At 55.7% G+C, this 221-nt stretch carries 1 pseudogene; it reads right to left on the bottom strand.

Annotated features, from left to right (window positions below):
* Nucleotides 1–221 (bottom strand): annotated as a pseudogene (locus tag E0D98_RS27285) (transposase); the annotation flags it as partial.

Raw genomic sequence — 221 nt, 5'->3', positions numbered from 1 at the left:
CGTCATCGGAAAGTCCGGTAGCCTGCTTAATCTGCTCCGGCGTCATCCCCATTTTCTGAAGCTGGCACGCAATAGCCAGGGCTTTTTCAAGCGCTCCTTCCATGCGTCCTTCCATGCGTCCTTCCATCCTGCCTTCCTGGCGACCTTTTTGCTCAAGACGTTCTGCGATAGTCATCAGTTTATCCTCATGCTGCGGCAGACGCTCAGCCAGCGCCCGCATA

It is taken from the genome of Escherichia sp. KCJ4928 (genome assembly GCF_004352695.1).
GTDB lineage: Bacteria > Pseudomonadota > Gammaproteobacteria > Enterobacterales > Enterobacteriaceae > ECMA0423.
This window is presented reverse-complemented; position numbering and strand designations above follow the sequence as displayed.